Here is a 1,577-nt window from a genome sequence, read left to right as displayed (position 1 = left end):
CGCGAAGACGGAGTGTCAGTCACTATCAATATTTACTGATACGCCGCCTTCGCGAGCAAGCCCGCCCCCACAGGGAATGTCGGTGGTTTTAAGGATTACTGACCAACCCCAACCAGTCCGTAAACAATCGCACCTTCGACAATCCCAATTTGTCATTCGCCACATCCAGCCAATAGCCATACGGCCCGATTACTTCCACCGGGGTAATCGGCAGCAAGCTGCCATTGGCCAATTCCTTCTCGATCATCTGCCGGTCAATCACCGCCAGACCACCCCCCGCCAGCGCAGTGTGAATCACCTGGTCGAGGGTACTGAATTCCAGTCCTTGCCTGGCATCGACATCATCCCGTCCCATGGCTGCGAGCCAGTTTTCCCAGACCTTCAAACGCTTGCCATCGTGCAAGATGTGCAGCAAAGGAAACTGCCGCAGATCCGGCGGCTGCCCGTCGCTAAACAACTCTGGACTGGCCACGGCGATGTGCCGCTCCATGACCAGCAATTGACTGCTGCAATGGCTGTTAGCTTCGAGGCCGAAGCGGATGTGGCAGTCGATTTCGGCGAGGTTGTCGTGGCCGGTCTGGTTGGTCACGCTCAGGCTGATGTCCGGATAGCGCTGACAGAACACGCGCAAATGCGCCGACAACCAGCGCGTCGCCCAAGTCGGCGGCGCGAGGATTCTCAGACGCTGACGCAGGTTGGGCACGCGCACGGCTTGCAGGGCACGTTCAATGTGGTCAAAGGCTTGCGCGAGGTGCGGGGAGAGGGCGATGCCGGATTCGGTCAGCGACAAGCCCTGTGGTGTGCGCACGAACAGCGCGACGCCAAGGTAGTCTTCCAGTTGCTTGATCTGGCGACTGACCGCCCCTTGAGTGACGTTCAGGCCCAGCGCCGCCTGGCTGAAACTGCGATGACGCGCGACCTCTTCGAAGACGCGCAGCATATTGAGCGAGGGCAGTTGACGCATGGAAGGAGGGCTCCGTACCGGCCTCTGGTATTACGTCGGGCCGGTTTATTGTTTTGGTGGTGGTATCGATGGTGCCTATCTGACTATTTGCCTAGGGTTGATGCTAGTGTTGATTCGGCTGACGCATTCGCGAGCAAGCCCGCTCCCACAGGTTTTGCGTCGTATCTGACAGATGGGTTTTTTTTTGTACAACGACTTACGCGCTAACCCTGCATGACATGCGACTCCATCATCGCTGGCGCCGCAGGCTGCATCCTTGCCAACCGGCTTTCGGCCAGCGGCAAACATTCGGTGTTGCTGCTGGAGGCGGGCGGCAAGGACAGTTCCTTGTGGTTCAAGATCCCGGTCGGCTTCGCCAAAATGTATTACAACCCGACCTTCAACTGAATGTATTACAGCCAGCCACAAAAGCAGCTCAACAGCCGCGAAATCTATGCACCACGGGGCAAAGTGCAGGGCGGTTCGGGTTCGATCAACGCGATGATCTACGTCCGCGGCCAAGCCCACGACTTTGATGATTGGGCGGCCAACGGCAACGAAGGCTGGGGCTTCAAGGACGTCCTGCCGTATTTCCGCAAGCTGGAAAACCATCCGTAGGGCGACAGCGAATACC

1 protein-coding gene and 1 pseudogene are annotated in these 1,577 nt (G+C 58.1%); one reads left to right on the top strand and one right to left on the bottom strand.

Annotated features, from left to right (window positions below; translation table 11 throughout):
* Window positions 1–88 precede the first annotated feature (88 nt).
* Complete coding sequence (locus AC1DRJ_RS27060) at window positions 89–964, bottom strand: LysR substrate-binding domain-containing protein (protein ID WP_477804848.1); 876 nt, start codon at window positions 962–964, stop codon at window positions 89–91.
* A 213-nt stretch (window positions 965–1,177) separates the two neighbouring features.
* On the opposite strand from AC1DRJ_RS27060, the pseudogene AC1DRJ_RS27055 reads away from it, so the two are divergent.
* A pseudogene (locus AC1DRJ_RS27055) lies at window positions 1,178–1,558 on the top strand (GMC family oxidoreductase); the annotation flags it as partial.
* Between the last annotated feature and the right edge of the window lie 19 nt (window positions 1,559–1,577).

It is taken from the genome of Pseudomonas sp. P5_B2, assembly GCF_056400445.1.
The sequence above is the reverse complement of the archived record's forward strand: the minus strand, read 5'-3'. Positions and strand labels throughout refer to the sequence as shown.

Bases quoted from the DNA above. Each gene is read 5' to 3' on its own strand.
- AC1DRJ_RS27060 (WP_477804848.1), bottom strand. From the start codon at position 964: ATGCGTCAACTGCCCTCGCTCAATATGCTGCGCGTCTTCGAAGAGGTC.